The organism is Stenotrophomonas sp. TWI819 (genome assembly GCF_039673075.1).
Lineage (GTDB): Bacteria > Pseudomonadota > Gammaproteobacteria > Xanthomonadales > Xanthomonadaceae > Stenotrophomonas > Stenotrophomonas rhizophila_B.
The window spans coordinates 115,835-133,350 of record NZ_JBDJKY010000011.1 but is presented as its reverse complement, the minus strand read 5'-3'; the positions used below and the strand labels follow the sequence as shown (position 1 = coordinate 133,350).

General features: G+C 68.9%; 13 protein-coding genes. 3 read left to right on the top strand and 10 right to left on the bottom strand.

Features of this window, described 5'->3' with window-relative positions:
* Positions 1-183: 183 nt before the first annotated feature.
* Positions 184-1,086, bottom strand: a complete 903-nt coding sequence (locus ABE463_RS15125; RefSeq protein ID WP_346468715.1) for a LysR family transcriptional regulator — start codon at positions 1,084-1,086, stop codon at positions 184-186.
* 125 nt (positions 1,087-1,211) lie between these two features.
* On the opposite strand from ABE463_RS15125, the gene ABE463_RS15120 reads away from it, so the two are divergent.
* Positions 1,212-2,426, top strand: coding sequence for an MFS transporter (locus ABE463_RS15120; RefSeq protein WP_346468714.1), 1,215 nt, complete (start codon positions 1,212-1,214; stop codon positions 2,424-2,426).
* 149 nt (positions 2,427-2,575) lie between these two features.
* Positions 2,576-3,379 carry a 2,5-didehydrogluconate reductase DkgB gene (dkgB, locus tag ABE463_RS15115; RefSeq protein WP_346468713.1) on the top strand — a complete coding sequence of 268 codons (804 nt, stop codon included), beginning with the start codon at positions 2,576-2,578 and terminating at the stop codon, positions 3,377-3,379.
* 60 nt (positions 3,380-3,439) lie between these two features.
* Here dkgB and ABE463_RS15110 read toward each other — a convergent pair whose 3' ends face one another.
* From ABE463_RS15110 to mgtE, 3 genes are all read right to left on the bottom strand, one after another.
* Positions 3,440-4,138, bottom strand: coding sequence for an alpha/beta hydrolase (locus tag ABE463_RS15110; RefSeq protein WP_346468712.1), 699 nt, complete (start codon positions 4,136-4,138; stop codon positions 3,440-3,442).
* 47 nt (positions 4,139-4,185) lie between these two features.
* The gene (locus tag ABE463_RS15105) at positions 4,186-6,915 is read right to left on the bottom strand and encodes a bifunctional acetate--CoA ligase family protein/GNAT family N-acetyltransferase (protein WP_346468711.1); all 2,730 of its coding nucleotides are present in this window, start codon (positions 6,913-6,915) and stop codon (positions 4,186-4,188) included.
* A 74-nt stretch (positions 6,916-6,989) separates the two neighbouring features.
* Positions 6,990-8,360: a magnesium transporter gene (gene mgtE, locus ABE463_RS15100; protein ID WP_121040852.1), complete on the bottom strand. Its 1,371-nt coding sequence runs from the start codon at positions 8,358-8,360 to the stop codon at positions 6,990-6,992.
* Positions 8,361-8,706: 346 nt separating this feature from the next.
* Here mgtE and ABE463_RS15095 point away from each other — a divergent pair, with 346 nt between their 5' ends.
* Positions 8,707-10,515 (top strand): monovalent cation:proton antiporter-2 (CPA2) family protein, encoded by a 1,809-nt coding sequence (locus tag ABE463_RS15095; protein ID WP_346468710.1) that lies wholly within the window; start codon positions 8,707-8,709, stop codon positions 10,513-10,515.
* Between the two features lie 240 nt (positions 10,516-10,755).
* On the opposite strand, the gene ABE463_RS15090 is transcribed toward ABE463_RS15095, so the two are convergent.
* From ABE463_RS15090 to ABE463_RS15065, 6 genes are all read right to left on the bottom strand, one after another.
* Positions 10,756-14,091: an ankyrin repeat domain-containing protein gene (locus ABE463_RS15090; RefSeq protein ID WP_346468709.1), complete on the bottom strand. Its 3,336-nt coding sequence runs from the start codon at positions 14,089-14,091 to the stop codon at positions 10,756-10,758.
* On the bottom strand, positions 14,084-14,350 hold the full coding sequence (locus tag ABE463_RS15085) for a YcgL domain-containing protein (RefSeq protein WP_123729843.1): 267 nt from the start codon (positions 14,348-14,350) through the stop codon (positions 14,084-14,086). The genes ABE463_RS15090 and ABE463_RS15085 overlap by 8 nt, the downstream gene beginning before the upstream one ends.
* Positions 14,351-14,577: 227 nt before the next feature.
* The gene (locus tag ABE463_RS15080) at positions 14,578-15,015 is read right to left on the bottom strand and encodes an excinuclease ATPase subunit (RefSeq protein ID WP_265308622.1); all 438 of its coding nucleotides are present in this window, start codon (positions 15,013-15,015) and stop codon (positions 14,578-14,580) included.
* Between the two features lie 76 nt (positions 15,016-15,091).
* Complete coding sequence (locus ABE463_RS15075; protein ID WP_346468708.1) at positions 15,092-16,333, bottom strand: beta-ketoacyl-ACP synthase; 1,242 nt, start codon at positions 16,331-16,333, stop codon at positions 15,092-15,094.
* Positions 16,333-17,064: a 3-ketoacyl-ACP reductase FabG2 gene (locus ABE463_RS15070; RefSeq protein WP_121040865.1), complete on the bottom strand. Its 732-nt coding sequence runs from the start codon at positions 17,062-17,064 to the stop codon at positions 16,333-16,335. Before ABE463_RS15070 ends, ABE463_RS15075 begins: the two co-directional genes overlap by 1 nt.
* Positions 17,061-17,516 (bottom strand): hotdog family protein, encoded by a 456-nt coding sequence (locus ABE463_RS15065; protein ID WP_123730828.1) that lies wholly within the window; start codon positions 17,514-17,516, stop codon positions 17,061-17,063. Before ABE463_RS15065 ends, ABE463_RS15070 begins: the two co-directional genes overlap by 4 nt.

The window sequence follows — 17,516 nt, the reverse complement described above, 5'->3', positions numbered from 1 at the left end:
CCGTGACTCGGCGCAGATGGGCAAGCTCTACAACTGGCTGGGGGTGTGCGTGGGCGTGGGCTTCCCGGGCGTGCCGCACGGGGGCAGGGGCGTGGGGTGTGGGGGGGGGGGGGGGGGGGGGGGGGGGTGCGGGGTGGGGGGGGGGGGGGGTCTTGCCGCGGTGGGGCCGCCCCCCGCCCCCCACTACCGGGCGTAGGGGGTGCCCACCATGGCCTGCGCCAGGTGATCCAGGAACGAGCTGATCCGCGCCGAGACTGCCGTGTTGCGGTAGTACACGGCGTGGATCGGCTGGCGGACCTCCACGGTGAGGTCCGGCAACAGCTGCACCAGGGTGCCGGCTTCGCGGTCGCGGTGGGTCATGAAGTCGGACAGGCAGACGATGCCCACCCCTTCCAGCGCGAGCCGGCGCAGCGTTTCGCCGCTGGAGACCGCCACCGCCGGGCGCACGTGCAGCAGCGCGTCGGTCGCGCCGGGCAGCGGCCAGTGATTGAGTGAATCGGGCTCGTTGAAACCCAGCAGGGTGTGCGTGCCCAGTGCCGCGACATCGCGCGGGGTGCCGTGCTGCTGCAGGTAGGCTGGGCTGGCCATCACGCGCAGGCGGCTGTGCGCCAGCGGCCGTGCATGCAGGGTGGAATCGGCCAAGGGGCCGATCCGGATGGCCACATCGGTGCGCCGCTCCAGCAGATCGATGTAGCGCTCGCTGCTGTTGAGCTCCAGCGCCACGTCGGGATAGCGCGTGCGGTAGCTGCCCACCAGCGGGGCGATCACGTGCAGCACGAACGGCATCGCCGCATCCACGCGCAGGCGCCCGGCCGGGCGTTGGCGCCGCGCGGCGATCTGCTCTTCGGCCGCCTCCACCGAGGCCACGATCGCGCGGGCCTGGGCCAGGAAGGCATCGCCCTCCTCGGTCAGTTGCAGACGCCGCGTGGTGCGGGTCAGCAGCGTGGTGCCGAGCTTTTCTTCCAGCCGACCCAGGGCGCGGCTGACCCCGGAGGGGGTCTGGCCCAGGTGCTCGGCGGCAGCGGTGATCGACCCGCTGTCGATCACGGCGATGAAGGCCTGCATCTCATCGAGGGTGGTTTTCATGGGGGCGGCCAGGCGGAGACGCGCCATTATTGACCATGGGGCAACAGTGATTGGCTTGAAGACCGCTTTTTCCGCAAGAGTGCGGCGCGCAGACTGCGCAGCCTTACTCCCACCGGTATCCGTCCATGTCCCGTGGTATCCCCTTGGCCTTGTTGGCGTTGACGCTGGGTGCGTACGCCATCGGCACGACTGAATTCGTCATCGTCGGGCTGATCCCGACCATCGCCGCCGACCTCGGCGTCACCCTGCCCTCGGCCGGCCTGCTGGTTTCGCTGTATGCGCTGGGCGTGGCGGTCGGTGCACCGGTGCTTACCGCGCTGACCGGGCGCGTGCCGCGCAAGACCCTGCTGGTCGCGCTGATGCTGCTGTTCACCCTGGGCAACGTGATCGCCTGGATGGCCCCGGGCTATGGCTCGCTGATCGTGGCGCGCGTCCTGACCGGCCTGGCGCATGGTGTGTTCTTCTCGATCGGCTCGATCATCGCCACCTCGGTGGTGCCCAAGGAAAAGGCCGCCAGCGCGATCGCGATCATGTTCACCGGCCTCACCGTGGCGCTGGTCACCGGCGTGCCGCTGGGTACCTTCATCGGCCAGCACCTGGGCTGGCGCGCCACCTTCCTGGCCGTGGCCGGGCTCGGTGTGATCGCGCTGATCGGCAGCCTGCTCTTCGTCCCGCGCAACCTGCAGCGCAGCGCACCGGCCACGTTCGGCCAGCAGCTCGCCGTGCTCGCGCAGCCGCGCCTGCTGCTGGTGTATGCGATCACCGCGCTCGGTTACGGCGGCACCTTCCTGTCCTTCACCTACCTGGCCTCGATCCTGCAGGATGTGACCGGTTTCTCGGCCAATGCGGTCAGTGGCGTGCTGCTGGTCTATGGCGTGTCGGTGGCGATCGGCAACCTGTGGGGCGGCCGCCTGGCCGACCGCCGCGGCCCGATCCCGGCACTGAAGCTGATCTTCGCGTTGCTGGCTGCCGTGCTGTTCGTGCTCACCTTCACCGCCTACAACACCTGGCTGGTGCTGCTGACCGTGCTGGCGCTGGGCGCGGTGGCGTTCGGCAACGTGCCCGGGCTGCAGGTGTACGTGGTCAAGCAGGCACAGCGGTTCGCCCCGCAGGCCGCCGATGTGGCCTCGGGCCTGAACATCGCCGCGTTCAACGTCGGCATCGCGCTCGGTGCTTCGCTGGGTGGGCTGGTGGTCGAACACTTCGGCCTGATGCACACCCCGTGGCTGGGTGCGCTGGTGGTGATGGGTGCGTTTGGACTGACCGTGCTGAGTGGCAGCCTGGACCGCCGCGATGGGGTTGCCGACCGCGCCGAAGGCATCGCCGTGAGTGCGCATTGATCGATCCCGACGTCGGACCGACGGTCGGCATCACGCGACAACAGCCGACCCACGATTCGTTTCACGCAACCGCAGCCGACCCACGGTCGGCTCTACGTCGCTTTACGGTGCACGGCGTAGCCTGCACCTCACCCCATGAAGGAGTTTCCATGAGCATTCCCGCCTTCGGCCTCGGCACCTTCCGCCTGAAGGGCCAGACCGTGATCGATTCGGTGCGCAACGCACTGGACGTCGGCTACCGCGCCATCGATACCGCGCAGATCTACGAGAACGAAGCCGAGGTCGGCCAGGCCATCGCCGACTCCGGCGTGGCCCGCGAAGCTCTGTTCCTCACCACCAAGATCTGGATCGCCAACTTCCACCACGACGCGCTGCTGGAGAGTCTGCGCGAGAGCCTGCGCAAGCTGCGCACCGACCATGTCGAGCTGACCTTGATCCACTGGCCGTCGCCGAAGGATGCGGTGCCGATGGCCGAGTATCTCGGTGCATTGGCCGAGGCCAAGTCGCAGGGCCTGACCCGGCAGATCGGCATCTCCAACTTCACCATCGCCCAGACCCGCCAGGCCATCGAGATCCTCGGGGCCGATGCGATCGCCACCAACCAGATCGAAGTCCACCCCTATCTGCAGAACCGCGCATTGATCGCGTTCCTGAAGGACCAGGGCATCCACGTCACCGCGTACATGAGCCTGGCCTACGGCGAAGTGCTCAAGGACCCGGTGATCCAGGCCATCGCCGCGCGTCATCAGGCCACCCCGGCCCAGGTCGCGCTGGCGTGGGCGTTGCAGCAGGGCTTTGCGGTGATTCCGTCCTCGACCAAGCGCGACAATCTCGCCGGCAATCTGCTGGCTGCGGAACTGCGCTTGAGCGATGAGGACATGGCGCAGATCGCCACGCTGGACCGCGGACATCGCCTGGCCAATCCGGAGGGGATCGCGCCGGCCTGGGATTGATGGACAGCGCCCGACCGCTGGTCGGGCGCGGGATGGTGCGTGCCGGCCGCCGGCCGGCACCTACCGGAGCAACCAGTCCCGCATTGCCGCGCTGACTTCGTCGGGCTTCTCCATCGGGGCCAGATGGCCACAATCGGGCAGCACCACCAGGGTTGAATCCGGCACCAGCGCATGCAGCTCCTCGCTGATCGCCAGCGGGGTGATGCGGTCGTTCGCACCGCACACGATCAACAGCGGATCGCGGTACCCGGCCAGCACGTCATGGCCATCCTCCCGGTCCAGTGCGCTCTGGCGCAGGAACACCTCCGCGCCCAGCCGCGCGGTCATGTCGCGTACGCGCTGTACCAGCACGTCATCATCCAGCCGCGAGGCATCGATGTAGCTGCGCATCAACGTGTCACCGAAGCCGTGGAATTTCCCGGGCAGGCGTACGCTGGCCCGCTGGGTCTGGCGTTGCTTGGCGCGCTCGGGCGAGTCGGCATGGATCGAGGTATCGACCAGGGCCAGCCGCAGCACCCGCTCTGGCGCGGTGCGCAGGATCGCCTGCGCCACGAAGCCGCCCAACGAGAATCCCGCCAGGGCAAAGCGCGCCGGCGCCTGCGCCAACACGTCGTCGACCACGCCCTGCATCGTCTCGCCGCGGGTCTGGTCGCCGACGATGCACGCGGCGATATCGGCCAGGTCGGCGATCTGCGCGCGCCAGAGTTCAGCGTCGTTGAGCAGGCCGGGGAGCAGCAGCAGGGGAATACGGTCGGTCATCCCGTATTGTCGCCCCGCCCACGTGCACGCGCCGTACCGCGATCGGCTCAGTGCGTTGCAGGATCGGGCGCCTGCGGCACCTGCACGTCCTGCACCGGCAGGGTCACCACCATCACCGTCGAATCGTCCGGGTCGAGCCGGGTCTTGAAGCCCAGGCTCTGGCACATCGCCAGCATGGTGCTGTTCTCGCGCAGCACCTGGCCTTCGATGATGTTCAGGCCGAGCCACTGCGCGTACTCGATCATGATCGCCATCAACCGCCAGCCGATGCCGTGGCCCTTGAGGTCGGAGCGGATCAGGATGCCGTACTCGCCACGGTCGTAGTCTGCATCGGCATGCAGGCGCACCGCACCGAGCATGTCGCCGCTGCGCGGATCGATCGCCACCAGCGCGATGGAGCGGGCATAGTCGAGCTGGGTCAGGCGCGCGATGAACTCGTGGCTGAAATGCTTCACCGACTGGAAGAAGCGCAGGCGCAGGTCATCATCGGTGACGCGCGCGAAGAAGGCGCGGAACAGCGCGTCGTCCTCGGGGCGGACCGGTCGCACGAAGGCGGGGGCGCCGTCGGACAGGGTAATGGTGCGCTCCCATTCCTTGGGATACGGGAACACCGCGAAGCGCGGATGGCCGCGGCCCTTGTGCAGCTTGCGCGAGGGTTCGATCGCCACGCGCGCATCGAGTGCGATCACCCCGTCGCGGTCGGCGAGCAGCGGATTGATGTCGAGCGTGCGGATCTCGGGAATGTCGGCGGCCAACTGGGCGAGCTTGACCAGGATCAGCGCGACCGCGCGTTCGTCGGCGGCCGGGACATCGCGGTAGGCCTTGAGGATGCGCGACACGCGCGTGCGCCCGATCAGTTCATGCGACAGGCGCAGGTCCAGCGGTGGCAGGGCGATCGCTTTGTCGTCAATCACTTCGACCGCAGTGCCGCCACGGCCGAACACGATCACCGGGCCGAAGGTCGGGTCGTCGGCGATACCCGCGATCAACTCGCGCGCCTTGGGCCGCACGATGGTCGGCTGCACCAGCACGCCATCGATGCGCGCATCGGGTCGCTTTTCGTGCGCGCGCGCGATGATCGAGGTGGCCGCCGCATGCACCGATTGCAGGGTACTGAGGTTCAAGCGCACGCCGTCGACATCGGACTTGTGCGGGATGTCGGCCGAGAACACCTTGATCGCCACCGTGGCGCCCTGCTCCAGCAATGGCTGGGCCAGGTCCATCGCCTCGTGGGCATCACGGGCCTGCATCACCGGCGCCGACGGAATGCCGTAGGCGCCGAGCAGCTGGTGGGTGGCGATCGGGTCCAGCCACTGCTGGCCGGCGGCAAGTGCGGCCTCCACCAGCGCGCGGGCGCCGGCGGTATCGACCACGAAATCCTCGGGCAGGCTGGGCGGGGTTTCCATCAACGCGGCCTGCGCGTCGCGGTAGCGCACCAGATGCTGGAAGCCGCGGACCGCCTCGGCTTCGGTCGGGTAGGTCGGCACGCGCGCGGCATTGAGGGTGGCGGTGGCACGATCGTCGTTGCCCAGCCACACCGCGAACACCGGCTTGTCGCGATGGTGGCGCGGGCGCAGGCCGAGCGTGCGGGTCAGCGCCTGCGCGGCATCGGCCGAGGAGGTGAACGCGGTGGGCACGTTGACCACCAGCACGGCGTCGTTCTCGGTATCGGACATCAGCGCTTCGATCGCCGCGGCGTAACGGTCGCCGTCGGCATCGACCACGATGTCGACCGGATTGCTGCGCGACCAGCCCTGCGGCAGCACCGCATCGAGCTGGGCGACGGTGGCCGGCGACAGCTCGGCCAGGCTGCCGCGCAGGGCCAGCAGCTGATCCACCGCCAGCCGCCCCACCCCGCCGCCGTTGCTCAGGATCGCCAGGCGACGCCCGGGGAAGGTGCCGAGCCGGCCAAGTGTTTCGGCCGCGGTGAACAGCTCATCCAGCGCGCTGACGCGCAGCAGGCCCGCACGGTTGAATGCCGCGCCATAGACCGCATCGGTGCTGGCCAGCGCCTGCACGTGGGTATCGGCATCGGGATTGATGCGGATGTGGCGGCCGGATTTGACCACCACCACCGGCTTGGCACGCGCCGCGGCACGCGCGGCGGACATGAACTTGCGCGCATCGCGGATGTGCTCGACGTACAGCAGGATCGCGCGGGTGCGGTAATCGGTGGCGAAGTAGTCCAGCAGATCGCCGAAGTCGACATCCAGGGTGTCGCCGAGCGAGACCACGGCGGAGAACCCGACCGAGCGTGCCACGCCCCACTCCACCAGGGCCGCGGCGATCGCGCTGGATTCGGAGATCAGGGCCAGATCGCCGGCTTGCGGGAAGTGCGCGGCGATGCTGGCATTCAAGCGCGCATGCGGGGCGATCACGCCCAGGCAGTGCGGGCCGAGAATGCGCAGGCCCTTGGGGCGTGCCGCCGCCTCCACCTGCGCGGCCAGCGAGCCCGGGCCTTCGCCCAGGTTGGCAGTGAGGATGATCGCCGCGCTGACACCGCGCTCGGCGGCCGTGGCCACCACCTGCGGCACGATGCTGGCCGGGGCGGTGATGACCACCAGCTCCGGCACCCAGTCCAGATCCTTGAGCCGCTTCACCGTGCGGATGCCGTCGATCTCGCTGTAACGCGGATTGATCCAGGCCACTTTGCCGGGGAAGCCGGTGCCGCGCAGATTGCGCATCACCGCGCGGCCGGCGGAGCGTTCACGCGGGCTGCCGCCGATCACGGCGACCGACTGCGGGCGGAAGACAGCTTGCAGGTGGTAGGTGCTCATGCGACCAGACAGTAACAGGGACGGAGGTGATTAATAATCACCCCCGTCCCTGTTATTAACGACCTCCGTCCCTGTTAAAGGAGGGTGCCGCGCAGGATCATCGCGGCGATGCTGAAGTAGATGACCAGGCCGGTGACGTCCACCAGCGTGGCCACGAACGGGGCCGAGGCGCTGGCCGGGTCGAAGCCCAGGCGCTTGAGGATGAAGGGCAGCATCGAGCCGGACAGCGAGCCGAACGTGACGATGCCGACCAGTGCCGCGCCGATGGTCAGTGCCAGCAGCTGCCAGTGCTCGCCGTAGTCGTGCAGGCCCAGCAGCTGCCAGGACACGATGCGGATGATCGCCAGCACGCCCAGGATCGCCCCCAGGGTGATGCCGGTCGGCACCTCGCGCAGCGCCACCTTCCACCAGTCGCGCAGGCGCAGCTCACGCAGGGCCAGGCTGCGGATCAGCAGCGAGGTCGCCTGCGAGCCGGAGTTGCCGCCCGAGCTCATGATCAGCGGGATGAACAGCGTCAGCACCACCGCGCGTGCCAGTTCGTCTTCGTAGTGCTGCATCGCGCTGGCGGTCAGCATTTCGCCGAGGAACAGCACGCTCAGCCAGCCGGCCCGCTTGCGCAGCATCTCGAAGAAGCCGATCTGCATGTACGGCTTTTCCAGCGCCTCCATGCCGCCGAACTTGTGCACGTCCTCGGTGGATTCCTCGATCAGGGCATCGAGGATGTCATCCACCGTGACAATGCCCAGCACATGGTGCTGCGCGTCGACCACCGGGATCGCGAGCAGGTCATGGCGGCGGATCAGCTGCGCCACCTCTTCCTGATCCAGCTGCACATCCACCGTCACCGGCGGGTTGACCTGGGCGACGTCGAGGATGGGCTCCTCAGGCAGCCCGGTGATCAGCCGGCGCATGGTGACCACCTGCACCAGCGCCCGGGTGTGCGGGTCCAGCACGTAGATCGCGTACACGGTCTCGCGGGTGCGCTCGACCTCGCGGATGTGCTGCAGGGTGCGCCCGACCGTCCAGTCCGAGGGCACACTGACGAACTCGGTGGTCATCAGCGCGCCCGCGGTGTGCGCCGGGTAGCTCAGCAGCTGCTGGATCGCCTTGCGCGCCTCCGGGCTGAGCAGCGGGATCAGGCGCGCGCGCTCGTCCTCGTCCAGTTCGTGGACGATATCGGTGGCGCGGTCATCGGCCATCAGCCCGAGCAGGGCGGCCGCGCGGGCCACCGGCATGGCCGCTACCAGATCGCCGCCGCGGTTGAGTTCGGGCTGCTCGAGCATCTTCACCGCGCGCGGCAACGGCAACGCGGCCAGCGTGTCGGCGGCGCGCGACAGGCTCAGCGTGTTGAGGAATTCCACCGCATCGGCGGTGTTGAAATTATCAAGGGGTGCGCTCAACGAGGCGGCATCGGCCACCGGGCGCAGCAGGTCTTTCTGGTTCATCGTATTCGCCTGTGGGTATCGCATTGCGCGACGCCAACGCTGGCGAACCGACCCGTGTCAGGCGGTGGCCATCGCTGGCGTCGAGCAAGGTCGACTTCTACTGTCGCTGGACATGGGTTGGGGACTCCGGAAGGGTTTACTGCCGACGGCGGACGCCAGCAGCGGCGGGCAGTCTGGACCCGGGTGTGACGCAGGTCAACCCTTGTCCGGGACGCCGTTCCGGTGGCAGTCGCCTTGTGCGCCCATGGCGGCCGCATAATGGCGCGTGGCCCCGGCCATAGGCCCCGGGCCGCCCGGGGAGGTCTTCCACCCGCACGGCACACACCCCTCATGAGCAGGTTCCTCCATGCATAGCGGCGCGCTCGAGCTGGCCCTGGTGCTGCTGCTGGCTGCGGTGATCGCGGTGCCGGTGTTCAAGAAACTCGGCCTGGGCGCGGTGCTCGGCTATCTGGCGGCCGGCGTGGTACTCGGTCCGGATGGCCTGGGCTTCGTGCAGGACGCCGACCGCATCCTCAGCGCCGCCGAGATCGGCGTGGTGATGCTGCTGTTCGTGATCGGCCTGGAGCTGTCGCCCGCCCGCCTGAAGGTGATGCGCCGCTCGGTGTTCGGTGCCGGCGCACTGCAGGTCGCGCTGAGTGCCCTGGTGCTGGGCAGCCTGCTGATGCTGGATCACTTCCAGTGGAAGAGCGCGCTTATCGTCGGCATCGCGCTGGCGCTGTCCTCCACCGCGGTCGGGCTGCAGCTGCTGTCCGAGCACAAAGCGATCAACAGCGATTACGGCCGGCTGGGCTTTGCCATCCTGCTGTTCCAGGACCTGATCGCGATCCCGTTGCTGGCGGCGATTCCGCTGCTCGGCGGTGCGCGCAACGACACCCTGCAGTGGAACGACGTGGCCATCGCGATCGGCGCGCTGGCGGTGGTGATCCTGTGCGGCCGGCCGGTGCTGCGTCGGCTGTTCAACATCATTGCGCGCACCCGCAGCCCGGAAGTGTTCACCGCCACCGCGCTGCTGGTGGTGCTGGGCACCGCATGGTTCATGCAGGAAGCCGGCTTGAGCCCGAGCCTGGGCGCGTTCCTGGCCGGTGTGCTGTTGTCCGATTCGGAGTTCCGCCACGAGCTGGAATCGCAGATCGAGCCGTTCAAAGGCCTGCTGCTCGGGCTGTTCTTCATCGCCGTGGGCATGGGCATCGACCTGGACCGCATCGTCGCCGAGCCGATGATGATCGCCGCTGGCGTGGCGATCCTGCTGCTGGTCAAGTTCGGCCTGCTGTTCGGCATCGGCAAGCTGGCCAAGCTGCGCACGCGCCATGCGGTGCTGCTGGGCAGCGTGCTGTGGCTCGGCGGCGAGTTCGCGTTCGTGGTGTTCAACGAGGCGCAGCGCGCGCATCTGCTTGGCAGTGCGAACCATGATCGGCTGGTGGCGATTGTGGGCTTGTCGATGGCGATCACGCCGCTGCTGATGATCGGCCTGATCCGCCTGCTTGGTCGTGACGAGGGCCCCAAGGCCAGTGCCCCGCCAGCAGACAAGGTCGATATCACCGATGTGCAGCCACAGGTGATGATCGCCGGCATGGGCCGCTTCGGCCAGGTGGTCGCGCGCCTGCTGACCGCGCAGAAGATCCCGTTCGTGGCGCTGGAGTCCAATCCGGATACGGTCTCGGACCTGCGCCGCTTCGGCAATAAACTCTATTACGGCGACCCGACCCGGCCGGAAATGCTGCGTGCCGCCGGCGGCGAACATATCCGCGTGTATGTGGTCACGCTGGATGATCCAGACGCCAACATGCGGGCCACGCGTTTGATCCGGCGCATGTATCCGGATGCGGTGGTGCTGGTGCGCGCGCGTAACCGCCAGCACGCGTGGCGGCTGATGGACATGTCGGCCGAACCATTCCGCGAGGTGTTCGGGACCAGCCTGGAACTGAGCGAACGGATGCTGATCGCGCTGGGCATGTCGGTGGAGAGTGCGCGCAGCCATGTGCAACGCTTCCGCGAGCACGACGAGAAGCTGCTGCGCGATCAGTACCTGGTCTACGACGACGAAGCGGCGGTGATCCAGACCTCGCGCGATGCGCGTGCGGACCTGATGCATCTGTTCGAGGCGGATGCGGAGAGTGATGGGAAGGGTGTGGATCGCGAGCGTGACGCCCCGTAGCGGCCGGCAGGCCCCTCGGCAAATGTCCCCCGGCCGCCGCCTCGCGGCGGCGGCCGCAGGCCGGCGCCGGGGGACATTCGCCGGCAAGGGCAGCGCGGCCCAGCGCTCGACTCACCCTTTGCCGCGCCAAAAAAGGTAACCACCCTCGTCATTCTCGCGACGCGGATGAAAGAAGGCCCGAACAACTCAGCCCGGCCGCATGAGGAGACCAGAGACGGCAGCGGAATTTGTCTGAACTGCTCAGCCGTTATCGCGCAGGAACCGGGCCATCGAAGACACGCCCGGCACCAGCGGTTCGAACTCGCCGGCAACGTCGATGAAACCGCGCATCACCGCGATCTCGCGCGGGCTGCGGTTGAGCGCGTCGCGCACATCCGGGTCGGCACCGGCACGCAGCAGGCGCTGCACCAGCAGCGGCAGCCCGTGCAGGGCTGCCAGATGCAGCGGGCCGAAACCGCGCGGATCGCGCACCTCCAGCGACACGTCTTCGTCGAGCAGGCGCTCCACCGCGGCGAGCACGATCTGCTCATCGCAGGCGGTGCCCGGTTCGGCGCGGGCACCGAGCAGCAGCAGCAGCGGCGTGACCGAGCCGGCGGCGGCCTGGTCCGGTTCGGCCCCGGCCAGCAGCAGCGTGTCGAGCAGGGCGAGCAGGCGCGAGCGGTCGCGCGCACTGAAGCCGTACAGCGCAGCGCAGTGCAGCGGGCCGAGCTGCTGGGCATCGCCCGCGTGTACGTTGGCACCGGCGGTGAGCAGGCGCGAAACGATGTCCGGCAGGCCCAGCGCCGAGGCCAGCATCAGCACCGTGACGCCGCCCGGCAGGCGGTACTCCAGTTCGGCACCGGCATCGAGCAGGGCCGAGACGATATCGATCTGGCGCATGCTGACCGCCGCCGACAGCGGCGTCGCACCACTGGCCGCGGCGTGCTGCGGATTGGCGCCACGGGTAAGCAGCAGGTCGACCACGGCAAGGTGCCCGCCACCGGCGGCCCGCAGCAACGCGGTGCAGCCCTGGGCGTCGACCACATCAACGCCGAAGCCGAGATCGATCAGGCGACGCACGGCATCGGCGTCACCGGTCATCGCGGCCGCCGGCAGGTCGCCGTCGCGCAGCGCGCGGCGGGGCAACGGCCACACCCGCCAGTCCAGCCAGTCGGCCAGATCGCGGCGGCCGATCGACAGGGCCACGCCCAGCGGGGTCTGGCCATCGGCGGCGCGGGCTTCCGGTGAGGCGCCCTGCTGCACCAGCAGCTTGATCGAGCCTTCGCGCGCGAGCGCGGTGGCCAGATGCAGAGCGGTCATGCCATGGCTGTCGCGTGCTTCGCGGTCCACGCCCTGGGTAAGCAGGGCCTGCTGCAGGCGCAGCCAGCCCAGCCGCACGGCCAGCGATAGCGGCGGATCACCGGCCGGCGACGGCGCGAATGGATCCGCGCCGCGTTCCAGCAGTTCAAGCGCAAGCTGTTCCAGCCCGCGTGAGGCGTGGTCGTGCTGGGCGCAGGCGCTCAGCAGACGCGCCAGACCACCGCGACCGGCCGGGGACAGGCCACGGCGCAGCAGTATCTGCAGCGCAGGCACCGCGTCGATGCCCCGCGCCAGCAGCGCGAACATCGGGGTGTCACCGCAGGCATCCAGTACCTCCGGCGCCGCGCCGTGGGCGAGCAGCCAGTCCAGCGCCTGCGGATCCAGCGCCAGTTCGGCGTCGTGCAGCAGCGCACCCAGTTCCTCCGGCGCACACAGGCGGGCCAGCGCGGCCATGCCCTCCACGTTGCCGAAGCTCAGCGCTTCGCGCAGCAGTTCCAGCGGTGGACGATCCGGCAGCGAGGGCGAGGCCGCATCGCTGTCGCCGGACATCACCAGCCCGTCGCTGACCGCGGACGGCAGCGGATAGGCGGGGTCCAGCAGCGAAACGATCGCCCAGCGCCCGGCGCCAGCAGCGATGTCCACCGCACGACGGCCCTGCGGATCGGCCACATCGACGGCGATACCCAGGTCACGCAGGCGGCGGATCAACAGCGGCGAGACGTTCTCGGCCATGCAGGCCAGCAGCACCGCGTTGCGGCCTTCGCCATCGACGGCATTGAGATCGGGGTGGTGCGGCAGCAGGTGTTCGACCACGCCGGCACGGCCACCCCGTGCGGCTTCCAGCCACGGGGTACGCGCCAGTGCGTCACGGGCTTCCAGATTGGCGCCCGCAGCGAGCAGCACGTCGATGATGTCGACATGGCCGGCCAGCGCGGCTTCGTGCAGGGCACTGCGGCGCTGGCGGTCGCGCGCATCGGCGCGGGCCTTGTGCTTGAGCAGCAGCTGCACACCGGCCGGATCATCTTCTTCGGTGCCGGCGGCAGCCAGCAGCACGGGCGTGCCCTCGGCCGGCTCGGTCCTGGCCCCACGTTCCAGCAGGAACTTGGCCAGGCGCCAGTTGCCGACCTGGCAGGCCACGGCCAACGGTGACCAGCCATCGTCGTTCAGCGCATCCACTTCGGCAGCGGCATCGCGCAGCAACGCGGCGACGCCGGGATCGGAACTGCGCGCGGCGTGATGCAGGGGGGTATTGCCTTCGCTGTCCACCGCACGCGGGTCGGCGCCGTTGGCGAGCAGGGTCATCACCGCCTCGGGGCGGCCGTGCCAGCTGTCGCGGGTGGCGGCCAGCAGCGGGGTCATACCGCGATGCGGCGCGTTGACGCCGACGCCGCGGGCGATCAGTTCACGCAGCAGGCGCAGGTCGGGCAGCACGGCCGCGAGCACGGCCAGGCTGCGCTGGTCGCGCCAGGCCGGATCGGGCAGCCCGTGCGGATCGGCACCGGCCTGCAGCAGCTGCAGGGCGCGGTCGACCCGGCCGCTGCGCGCGGCGTCGTACAGCGCCGGCTGCTGTTCGTGCAGGCCGATCGATTCCAGCGGCGTGGGCTCGGCATACGGCTCGGCGAACGGATCCTCGCGCGCATCACGGGTCTGCGCCGGCAGCGTCGCGGACAACGCGTCGGCCGGCGCGATCGCCTGCAGCAGCAGATGCGCCAACGGCGACAGCACGACGACGGCACCGGCGATCGGCCAGCGCAGCGCCTCCGAGACCAGCCCAGGCCATGCCGGCAACACCACCAGCGCACACACGAGTACCACCAGCGCGGCAACGGCCAGGCCCCGCCAGGCGGTCAGGTCACGCCCGGCCAGGGTCTGCCAATGGCGGGCCAGGCTGCCTTCGCTGCGTTCCACGTCATTCCACAACGGCCAGGTCCGCCAGACCCCGAGCAGCGCGGCGCTGACCGCCACGCTCAGGCCCAGCACGGCCGCCAGGCTGCCGCTGTCATGCAGCGCCACCAGCGGCCAGGCCACCAGCAGGGTCAACAGCAACGGGCCGAGGGACCACAACGCCAGCAGGGCCGGCGCATCCTGCCGGGCCACCTGCGGCAGCGGCAGCACGGGGCGGGTCCGGCGCCACCACGACACCGCCAGCGCGAACGCCGGCTGGGCCAGCGCGGCGCATACGGCACCGGGCACGCCACCGACGGCCGCAGCCAGGGCCAGCAGCACACCGAGCGCGGCAGCGGAGGCAACGGCGCGAGGGCGTTGGGGGTCAGTCATTGCGTCGCGGCATCCGGACCGGCGTCAGCGGTGGCGGCGGCAACTGCAGATGGAAGCCGCGCTCGGTCAGGTTCTGGCGCACTTGTGCGGCATCGGCCTGGGCGAGGCGACGGTCGGGAGTCAGGGCCACTTCGAGAACGAACTGGAACGGCGCCAGCGAGGCCTTCACCGCGTCAGGGATGACCGAGAAGTCATCACGAACGGCGAGATAGACGAAGCTGTCCTGCTTGCGTTGGCTTTTATAGACGTAGGCTTGCATGCCGCAGGGCTTTGCCCAGGGTAGTGAATGACATTGATTGTGGAGGAAAGCTGGCACAGGTGAAAGCTGCGTGCACTGTCCCCTGTCGGTTTTCCGTCGCGCGACAGCATCAGGTTCATCAATGTCGCGATGTCGTTCAGCTGGGCGCCGCTGCAGTCTGCCCATGCCGCCGTGATGAATACGTCGCTTTGCACCGACACCGCCCGAGGGGCGGTGGTCGCGCGTGCTTACTTCACCTTGGCGTAGGTGCCCTTCAGCGCCACGCCGGCCAGGATCGTGCCCGCATAGCATTCGTAGTTGGTGGTGCTCTTGAACTCGTTCTTCTTGTAGTAGCTGACGATGTCGACCACGGCGTTGGCGCCGCGCGACTTGGCGCCATCCTGCAGCGCGCGCAGCGCCGACAGGGCCACCCAGCGGCAGGCTTCGGCGTCGCTCTTGTTGGCCGCGTTGGTCTTCTTGTTGGTGACATCCTCGCCCAGGCGCTGCAGCACGCTGACTTTCTCACCGGCCAGATAGAACTTCACGCTGCCGTCGATGCCCACATTGCGGGCTTCGGCGGAATTGACCAGCTCATGCAGCGACTGCTCCACGCGGGTATCGCGGGCCTGGGCGGTGCTGGCGACAGCCAGCAGGGCGGTGGCGGCAATCAGGGCAAAACGACGCATTCAACTTTCTCCTTGTTGGGGGGACGCGAGGGGTCTACGGAAACGGCCGGCCCGCACGGCGGGCCGGAAACAGCGGTCAGTCCTGCCAGCGGCGGAAGATCAACGAGGTGTTGATGCCACCGAAGGCGAAGTTGTTGCTCATGACGTAGTCGGTCTGCAATGCGCGCCCTTCGCCGTCGATGTAATCCAGCGCGCCACAGCGCGGATCGACCTCGTGCAGGTTCAGGGTCGGGGCGAACCAGCCGTCGCGCATCATCTCGATGCTCAGCCAGGCCTCGAAGGCGCCGCAGGCCCCGAGCATGTGCCCGACGTAGCTCTTGAGCGAGCTGATCGGCATGCCCGGGCCGAACACCTGGTGGGTGGCCTGGGTTTCAGCGATGTCGCCGTGCTCGGTGGCGGTGCCGTGCGCGTTGACGTAGCCGATCCGATCGGCAGCCAGGTCAGCATCTTCCAGCGCCAGCCGCATCGCCTGGGCCATGGTGCCGGCGCTGGGCTGGGTGACGTGCTGGCCGTCGCTGTTGGTGCCGTAGCCGACCACTTCGGCCAGGATCGTGGCACCGCGTGCCTGTGCATGCTCCAGCTCTTCCAGGATCAGCGTGCAGGCGCCCTCGCCCAGCACCAGGCCATCGCGGTGCGCATCGAACGGGCTGGGCGTGGTCTGCGGCGCATCGTTGCGCACGCTGGTGGCGAACAGGGTGTCGAACACCGCCGCGGCGGTGGCGTCGAGCTGCTCGGCACCGCCGGTGACCATCACCGTCTGCTTGCCGCTGCGGATCGCTTCATAGCCCGAACCCACGCCCTGGCTGCCCGATGTGCAGGCGCTGGAGGTGGTGTAGACGCGGCCGGACAAGCCGAAGAACACGCCGATGTTCACCGGCGAGGTGTGGCTCATCATCTTCAGGTAGGTGGTGGCGCTGATACCGTCGGTGGTGTGCTCATGGAGCATGCGGCCGAACTCGGCGGTGGCCTCGTGGCTGCCCGAGGACGAGCCATAGGCCACGCCGGCCATGCCACTGCGCAGCACCGGATGGCCGAGCAGACCGGCCGCCTCCAGCGCCAGCTCGGTGGCACGCACCGACATCACCGCCACCTTGCCCATGCTGCGGGTGGTCTTGCGGTTGTAGTTGGCGGGCAGTTCGAACTCTTCAGCCGGTGCAGCCAGGCGCGTGTTGAGGCCATCGAAGACCTCCCACTCGGGGATGTAGCGCACCGCATTGGTCCGCGCCTGCAGGCGCGCCCGGATGCTCGCCCAATCCTGCCCGAGCGGGCTGATGGCAGCGGCGCCGGTGACCACGACACGACGGTCGGGGCGGGCCATCAGACCATGCCTCCGTTGACCGAAATCACCTGGCGGGTGATGTAGCCGGCCGATTCAGACAGCAGGAAGGACACGGCCGCAGCGACCTCCTCCGGCTGGCCCAGGCGGTTGGCGGGAATCAGCTTGAGCGCGTGCTCGACCACTTCTTCATTGACCATCTCGGTCTCGATCAGCCCGGGGGCCACGCAGTTGACGGTGATCGCGCGGCTGGCCAGCTCCAGCGCCAGCGCCTTGGTGGCGCCGATGATGCCGGCCTTGGCCGCGCTGTAGTTGGTCTGGCCACGGTTGCCGACCAGGCCGGACACCGAGGACAAGGTCACGATGCGGCCCGGTTTGCGCCGGCGCACCAGCGGCATCACCAGCGGGTGCAGCACGTTGTAGAAGCTGTCCAGGTTGGTGTGGATGACCGCATCCCAGTCCTCCGCGGGCATCGCCGGGAAGGCACCGTCGCGGGCGATGCCGGCGTTGCAGACCACACCGTAATACGTGCCGTGCTCGGCGATGTCCGCTTCCAGCGCAGTGCGCGCGGCATCGCGGTCGCTCACGTCGAACATCAGCACCCGGGCCTGCCGGCCCAGCGCCTGGATCTCGGTCACCACGGCCTGCGCGTCCTCGATGCGGCTGCGGCAATGCACCACCACGTCGAAGCCGTCGCGCGCGCAACGCAGCGCCACGGCACGGCCGATGCCACGGCTGGCGCCGGTCACCAGCACGGTCAAATTCCCTGTCATGCCTCTCCACTCTCCAGATAAGCCGCTGCATCCGTGGGTTGGAACACGGAAACGTTGGCAACTGCCACTTCGATATCGCCCGCCAGGATCCGGCAGGCGAACATGCCCAGGCCATTCTCGCCCAACAGCTCGCAGTTCGCCTCCACCCGCAGGCAGCTGCCGGCGGCAAAGTATGGCTGGTGGGCGGTGTAACGACGGCTGCCGAGCAGGAAGCCGATCGAGGGTTCCGCACCGGTCTGCCAGGCGCGGCACCCGGCCCAGGCGGCGATCGCCTGGGCCATGTATTCGACCCCGACCCAGGCGGGCACGCCGTCGGGGGTGCAGAACAGACCCTGCGTCGGGACGTCCACCTCGACCGCGATGGACTCGTCCTGCCAGGCCACCACGCGGTGGATCAGGCGCATGCTGTCGCGGTGCGGAAGCACGGCGTCGATGTCGGGGGGCAGCGGCAT

Bases quoted from the DNA above. Each gene is read 5' to 3' on its own strand.
- ABE463_RS15095 (WP_346468710.1), top strand. From the start codon at position 8,707: ATGCATAGCGGCGCGCTCGAGCTGGCCCTGGTGCTGCTGCTGGCTGCG.
- ABE463_RS15120 (WP_346468714.1), top strand. From the start codon at position 1,212: ATGTCCCGTGGTATCCCCTTGGCCTTGTTGGCGTTGACGCTGGGTGCG.
- ABE463_RS15065 (WP_123730828.1), bottom strand. From the start codon at position 17,516: ATGCCGCTGCCCCCCGACATCGACGCCGTGCTTCCGCACCGCGACAGC.
- ABE463_RS15085 (WP_123729843.1), bottom strand. From the start codon at position 14,350: ATGCAAGCCTACGTCTATAAAAGCCAACGCAAGCAGGACAGCTTCGTC.
- ABE463_RS15080 (WP_265308622.1), bottom strand. From the start codon at position 15,015: ATGCGTCGTTTTGCCCTGATTGCCGCCACCGCCCTGCTGGCTGTCGCC.
- ABE463_RS15075 (WP_346468708.1), bottom strand. From the start codon at position 16,333: ATGGCCCGCCCCGACCGTCGTGTCGTGGTCACCGGCGCCGCTGCCATC.
- dkgB (WP_346468713.1), top strand. From the start codon at position 2,576: ATGAGCATTCCCGCCTTCGGCCTCGGCACCTTCCGCCTGAAGGGCCAG.
- ABE463_RS15125 (WP_346468715.1), bottom strand. From the start codon at position 1,086: ATGAAAACCACCCTCGATGAGATGCAGGCCTTCATCGCCGTGATCGAC.
- ABE463_RS15110 (WP_346468712.1), bottom strand. From the start codon at position 4,138: ATGACCGACCGTATTCCCCTGCTGCTGCTCCCCGGCCTGCTCAACGAC.
- ABE463_RS15070 (WP_121040865.1), bottom strand. From the start codon at position 17,064: ATGACAGGGAATTTGACCGTGCTGGTGACCGGCGCCAGCCGTGGCATC.
- ABE463_RS15090 (WP_346468709.1), bottom strand. From the start codon at position 14,091: ATGACTGACCCCCAACGCCCTCGCGCCGTTGCCTCCGCTGCCGCGCTC.
- ABE463_RS15105 (WP_346468711.1), bottom strand. From the start codon at position 6,915: ATGAGCACCTACCACCTGCAAGCTGTCTTCCGCCCGCAGTCGGTCGCC.
- mgtE (WP_121040852.1), bottom strand. From the start codon at position 8,360: ATGAACCAGAAAGACCTGCTGCGCCCGGTGGCCGATGCCGCCTCGTTG.